Origin of the sequence: Daejeonella sp. (genome assembly GCF_030684675.1) — a bacterium.
Classification (GTDB): domain Bacteria; phylum Bacteroidota; class Bacteroidia; order Sphingobacteriales; family Sphingobacteriaceae; genus Daejeonella.
In genome coordinates, this window is the sequence record NZ_JAUXXZ010000021.1 from 21,676 (window position 1) to 28,102 (window position 6,427).

Sequence of the window (6,427 nt, forward strand, 5' to 3'; positions counted from 1 at the left end):
TTTCGCTCAGATTAAATAAATTATTAATTTAAGCTCTTTGTTAAATTAATATGAGCAATGGTAGACTTGTTCTGATCATTTGCTTCAGCCCATATCCATGCGAAATAATAAAGAGACAATTAAAGCCTGGGCCATGTTCGACTGGTCTAACTCTGCATATAATCTGGTCATAACATCTACAATTTTCCCCGCTTATTACACGATAATTACTACAACTGAAGAATTTGGGGACAAGGTAGTTTTCATGGGCAGGACTTTTACTAATACAGCACTTTCAAACTATGCGCTGTCAGTAGCCTACCTGATCATGGCTTTGTTACTTCCCGTACTATCATCAATTGCAGATTTCAGGGGAAATAAGAAAATATTTATGAAGGCATTTACCTACATTGGAAGTATTTCCTGTGCAGGATTATTCTTTTTTAAACTAGAAACACTTGAACTTGGTATCATCTGTTTTACATTAGCTGCAATAGGATATATCGGTGGAGTGATGTTTAATAATTCATATTTGCCCGAAATTGCCACCATTGATCAACAGGACAGAGTAAGTGCCAAAGGTTTTGCCTATGGCTATATTGGTAGTGTTATACTTCAGATTATCTGCTTTATTTTTGTTCTTAAACCTGAACTTTTTGGTATAACTGACGCCTCATTGCCGGCACGTTTATCCTTTCTTCTGGTTGGGATCTGGTGGATAGGTTTTGCTCAGATCCCATTTAAAAAGTTACCTGCGGGAAGCCCCAATTACGATAAGATTACAAAAAGTACGGTTAAAAATGGATTTCAGGAACTTCTTAAAGTCTGGAATCAGCTAAAATCTATGGTTCTGCTAAAAAGATTTCTGTTCGCATTCTTTTTTTACTCAATGGGAGTACAGACAATCATGCTTGTTGCTGCCGGATTTGGAGAAAAAGTACTGAAACTTGGCACATCAAAATTAATCGCCATAATATTGATTATTCAGTTGGTAGCCATTATTGGTGCATTGATCATGTCATTTTTTGCAAAGAGATATGGTAATATCCAGGTTATTATAGTTGTTCTGACTATCTGGATTGGGGTATGTGTTGCGGCCTATTACATTCAGAATGAGACCCAATTCTATGTAATTGCAGCTGTCGTGGGCTTGGTAATGGGAGGGATACAGTCAATATCCAGGTCAACCTATTCTAAGTTTTTACCTGAAAACACACCGGATACAGCATCTTTTTTTAGTTTTTATGATGTAACAGAGAAGATTGCGATTGTTATTGGTCTGTTCAGCTTTGCCTATATCGAAGAGTTTACCGGAAGTATGCGCAATTCAGCTATTAGTCTTGCAGGATTTTTTATATGCGGTTTATTGATCCTTTTCTCCATTTTTTTTATAAAATCAAAAAAAACAGATACTTTACGTTCAGTATAGTTTTTTTTCGGAATTTAGCAGCATTCCCTTCCTCCGGATAAAATCTATTTTTAGAATATGAATGTTGAATTATTTATTCCCTGCTTTATTGACCAGTTGTACCCTCAGACTGCGTTTAACACAATTAAGGTTCTTGAAAAGGCGGGATGTAAGGTAATTTATAATGCTGAACAAACCTGTTGCGGTCAGCCGGCTTATAATGCAGGATTCTGGGAGGAAGCTAAAGTGGTTGGAGCAAAATTCCTGAATGATTTTTCTGAAAGTACTTATATCGTTTCACCCTCGGCATCCTGTACAGGGATGGTAAAGAATTCATTTAATGACCTTTTTACTAATACCACAGTACATAATAAATGTCGCTCAATTCAAAATAACATTCATGAACTTTCTGGCTTTCTGGTTAATATACTGAAGAAAGATTATTTCGGTGCTGAATTGGAAGGCAGGGCGGTCTATCACGATTCTTGTTCAGGATTAAGGGAATGCAATATTAAAGCCGAACCCAGGCAATTACTAAGTAAGGTGCATGGCCTTGACCTTGTTGAGATGAAGGATACGGATGTCTGTTGTGGTTTTGGAGGCACATTTGCAGTCAAATTTGACTCTATCTCCAGTGCTATGGCAGAGCAAAAGATTAATCATGCGCTCGAAATGGAGGCGGATTATATTATTTCAACCGATGCATCCTGTTTAATTAACCTTCAGGCTTATATTGATCAGCATAATCTCAAGATAAAAACTATGCATATTGCTGATGTTCTGGCAAGTGGTTGGGGAAATGTATAAACCTATTTTTTAAGGTGTTATCCGATCAGGAACGCAAGCCCATTGCTTACAGGGTCACAAAGATCTTTTACTTTTTTCTCCCTGAATAATTTTTCTATCAGATCACGCGCAACCTTATAATCATCATGAATAGGGCATGGATGTGAGGCTGAACACTTACTTAAACCCAGACCGCAAGCTTTAAATATCTGATCTCCTTCAACAGACTCCACAATGTTGATTATTGGTTGGTTACGTTGTGATTCATTGATAAAAAAACCACCGGATGGGCCTTTAGTGCTATTTATTAAACCTTGTCGTACTAAGGTTTGCAATATTTTCCCAACAGTATGTTCGCTTGCATGTATGTGTTTTGCAATTTCTATCATACCGGCTTTATCACTCACTTCAGCCCTGGATGCAAGATAAATAACGGCTTTTATCGCTGTTTTACAGGTATAACTTAACATTTCTAACGGTCTAAATATTCTTTACCTTCAGGTGAGATCTTATCAGGACTCCAGGCAGGATCAAATACCAGGTTAGTACTGACCTGATAGTCCTTAAAAGCATTTCTCACCGATTGCTGAATATCAGCCGTGATACTTTCTCCCATCGGGCAAAATTGTGTAGTCAGGGTCATCGTAACTACTATTATTTTATCTTCATCATTAAAATCTATCCGGTAAATCAATCCGAGATCAACCACATTCAATCCAATTTCGGGATCAAACACATCGTAAAGTCCGGCAAGGGCTGCACTACAGTAAAGATTATTATTGCTTAATACCTCCATTATTCTTTGACCCGATGAAACACCGTTTTTACTACATTGATTAGATAGAAAATAGCCGATGTCAGTAATATTGCCGCACCGGCTTTCAAAAGCAGATCATTTAATATAAGGATGCCCGCCACGAACAGTGTAAAGCCTGTAAGATAAAGCAAGCCCATGACTTTGAAAAGATTTTCGCTGAATAATTCTTTTGGGGCAGGGGTTTTTCCCATTGCTCTCGTATGATAAACCTTATTCCATATTATGAAAGGTAATGTTTTAAAGGTCATACCCATAATTAATGCAGTTATCCAGCCGAAGAAAATGCAAAATCCATACAATAGCACAATGTTCGGTTTTGAATCTTCTCTGATGAAATAAATAACCACCAGTAAACATAGCAAGGGCAGGAGCAACATGGCAACTGATAATAGGGAAATTTTCATTTGCTCATCTACATGCTTTCTGATTCGTACTTTATAAGCTCTGTAGTTGTAATTCCCAAATAAAGCTAATGCAATGAGTACAAGCAAAAACGGACTGTAATATAAGTTGGGATAAGCCCCGGAGGTTTTTAAAATTATAAAAGCAAATAGGGCGACATTGATTAGGGCAAAAATCCACCACAAGGTCACATGGCTTGAATATTTAGAGATCATAAACATAGGAATTAGTCGCGAACCAACCCCAATAATCAACAATAAAAACCATCCTGCAAGACCCATATGGGCATGTATTGATAGGTACTCAATCGAATTCTCGGGCAGCCATGAACGGCTGAAATTAAAAACTAATAGTAGCCCGAAAAAGGTCGTTGTGAATAACCAAAGTGAGGCTGCTGCAATAAAAAAGGCATGTATATTGTATTTTTTGCTTTCTACGATACTTCCAATGACATTCAAAAAATAACAAATTACAGAAGCGTTGACCAGAATAGCGCCGCTTTGCAGAATCAGTCCGGTATTGAAAAGATAAAATCCGGTTACAAGAAGCGGAATGCCGGCTGCAGCAAAAATAAAGGATAATAAGGCTAGTAAATAACTGTCCAGCTTGCCTTCAATCAGTACCGGGAGCAACTGGTGACTGGCACCAAGAATGATCATTGTTCCCCATCCCAATGCCATCAGGTGTGTGATAGCCAGGGTTTTAGGGTTAAAATAATGCTGTTGGATAGTATCCGTATTGAGCAGCAGGAGGGCGCATGATATTAAAAAGGAAACTGCCGCAAAAACATAGAAGGGGAGCACAACCTTGTAAGAAGTTGTTTGCTGTAATCCCGAAGCCGAATCGCTTATGAGCATATTATTTCTTAAATATCAATAGAAACACTTCAGTCCCGCTGATCTCATTAATTCGATATTCGAAGTTTCTGTCTTTAAGCTCACTCAATAGAAATACTGGAATGCGTTTATGATGAACGTATAATGCTTTGTCATGTTCCAGCTTTTCCAGTTCATCCAGAATAGTCATCATTGGGGCAGGCATTTCCAGATGCCGTACATCAACTTCAATCATTCTGTTTTTATATTGTTTTAAAAGCTGGTTCCAATCACCATCTATTCCTTCAGGGGCAACTTGTTGTATACTTTCAGCCGGTTTATTTCTATAGAAATAGGTTTCAATCAGGTTCTTTTCAATCAAATCGACGTAGGATTCAAAACCTTGCTTTTCTAATAATTTGATCAGAGGAGTAGGTTCGAAGGTATTAATTATCTTTAATACCTGACCTTCCTTCAGCTCTTTGATATGCCTCTGAATTAGTTTTAGCGGGTCATTGCCTTCTGTAAGCATCGCCCTGACATCCAAAGGGATAATATGCGAGGTTTCAATGTCTTTTACAAATTCTTTCAGAGATTTTCGCAATACAAGATCCTGTTCCTGAACTGAGTTGTCGGAAACAAAGCCTAAAGGTTTCAATATTTCAAAGAAATCCTCTGGTTTACATCCGCCAATCTTTGAAGCCATGGCTATGCTGGTCCTGCCAGCCATAAGCTTCCTGAGAACCGGATTACGCAGTTTCTTAAAATCGGGACTTAAAGTTATTATTGCTTCAAGCGCATCCGGATGAAACTTTATTAGGTCCGCGATTTTAGTTTTAGAATTTATATGCATCTCTTGTCTCATATCTCAAATCTCCTTTCATACCTTCTCCATCTCAATTGCTTTTGGAAACAGAATGTTATTTTCCAAATGGATGTGCAGGTGCAGATCGTCTTCAAATTCCTGTATCATCTTATACAGTAATTTGTAACTGGCACAAGCATCTGAAGGTATTGCATACTCCTTACTCAATTCACGGATCTTATCAAATGCTCTTCCAACAAGGTCATGATCTTTCTCCAATTCATCAATTAAACCGGCAAGGTCTGTCTCCTGTTTAAGTAATGGAAGGTTACCTTTTCGGGCTTCTACTATTTTTTTAATATAGGAAAACAAAACATTTTCTTCCTGTGCCAGGTGCTCAGTAAGTTCTTTATTGATCTCTGCAACCAGTTTTTGGATTTGTATAAGTTCAGGATGCTGTACGCCATGGACCTGCGCCACTTTTGAAGCATAAGTCATTAGTTCAGGCAAATATTTCCTGACATAATTGTGATGGGTATTAACAATATAATCAGCGAGAAAATCTATACTCCAGTCATTATAAGAAATGTTGCTTGCTTTGTTTTCAGTTTCAATCTGTCTTAATTCCGTTTGGACTTTCGTTGCATCAATATTTTTCTCAGCACAGACCTCTGCAATTGTCTTTTTACCACCGCAACAGAAGTCAATTCCGTATTTTTTGAATACCTCAACCTTACGCAGGTCTTTCACAGCGATCTCTCCAATTGTTTCCTGCCCATCTTCCCGTTTGGTAACCCTAACATCCCACCATTCAGGGCCCTCTTCAAGGTATTCCCAGGTAAAGATATCGCCGCGCTCTCCAAGTAGCTGGTAGTATACCGGCTTTGGATCATGATCATTATGAATGGTCAGGCTTTCTCCGCCTTTGAGATCGTCAAATACCCTGAATATAGTTGGGTGCTTTAACTTAGGTTCAATCAGGGTAACATTTATAAAGTTGTTTTCGAGGGTTTCCATATTTTGCTGAATTAGTTTACGAATCAAATGTAAACAATAAAAGTATTAAAGTACTTTTATACTTATAAAATTACAATTCTGTGTAATTTGCTTTGCTTCTTTTAAGTGAGGCTAGTGCTAAATTAAGTATAAAGTGATTGATGATTTTTTGTTATGGGCTATGATTTATCGGCATTTCGGCGCTGAAGCACTAGTATTTGTTCCGTTCTGGTCGCTAAGGTTTTGGGCTGAAGCCCCATCTGAAAACCGGATCTTCCCCCGGAGCTCTAGTGCTTGTTGCGCAACCCTGCGCTGAAAGATTCAACATTGTAGGTGTTAGTGAGCATATTATTGGGTGATAGGTAGCAGATTAAACCATCCCCTGTAAAAGAGAGCTACACTGTTAGTAAAGTCATTAA

General features: G+C 38.1%; 7 protein-coding genes. 2 read left to right on the top strand and 5 right to left on the bottom strand.

What is annotated here, in order from left to right; all coding sequences use genetic code 11:
- Positions 1 to 97 precede the first annotated feature (97 nt).
- Positions 98 to 1,408 carry an MFS transporter gene (locus Q8M41_RS03495; RefSeq protein ID WP_370870432.1) on the top strand — a complete coding sequence of 437 codons (1,311 nt, stop codon included), beginning with the start codon at positions 98 to 100 and terminating at the stop codon, positions 1,406 to 1,408.
- A 57-nt stretch (positions 1,409 to 1,465) separates the two neighbouring features.
- Positions 1,466 to 2,194, top strand: a complete 729-nt coding sequence (locus Q8M41_RS03500; RefSeq protein WP_305363857.1) for a (Fe-S)-binding protein — start codon at positions 1,466 to 1,468, stop codon at positions 2,192 to 2,194.
- Between the two features lie 17 nt (positions 2,195 to 2,211).
- Here the strand turns inward: Q8M41_RS03500 and Q8M41_RS03505 are convergent, their stop codons facing one another.
- From Q8M41_RS03505 to ric, 5 genes are read right to left on the bottom strand one after another with little or no spacing between them, the layout of a single operon-like run.
- A complete protein-coding gene (locus tag Q8M41_RS03505) occupies positions 2,212 to 2,643 on the bottom strand; it encodes an Rrf2 family transcriptional regulator (RefSeq protein ID WP_305363858.1) in 432 nt (143 codons plus the stop codon).
- A gap of 2 nt (positions 2,644 to 2,645) precedes the next feature.
- Positions 2,646 to 2,969, bottom strand: a complete 324-nt coding sequence (locus tag Q8M41_RS03510) for a metal-sulfur cluster assembly factor (protein ID WP_305363859.1) — start codon at positions 2,967 to 2,969, stop codon at positions 2,646 to 2,648.
- The gene (locus Q8M41_RS03515; protein WP_305363860.1) at positions 2,969 to 4,249 is read right to left on the bottom strand and encodes a cytochrome C oxidase subunit I; all 1,281 of its coding nucleotides are present in this window, start codon (positions 4,247 to 4,249) and stop codon (positions 2,969 to 2,971) included. The genes Q8M41_RS03510 and Q8M41_RS03515 overlap by 1 nt, the downstream gene beginning before the upstream one ends.
- 1 nt (position 4,250) lies before the next feature.
- Complete coding sequence (locus Q8M41_RS03520) at positions 4,251 to 5,060, bottom strand: DUF2249 domain-containing protein (RefSeq protein ID WP_305363861.1); 810 nt, start codon at positions 5,058 to 5,060, stop codon at positions 4,251 to 4,253.
- Between the two features lie 27 nt (positions 5,061 to 5,087).
- Positions 5,088 to 6,029, bottom strand: a complete 942-nt coding sequence (ric, locus tag Q8M41_RS03525) for an iron-sulfur cluster repair di-iron protein (protein ID WP_305363862.1) — start codon at positions 6,027 to 6,029, stop codon at positions 5,088 to 5,090.
- Positions 6,030 to 6,427: the final 398 nt, after the last annotated feature.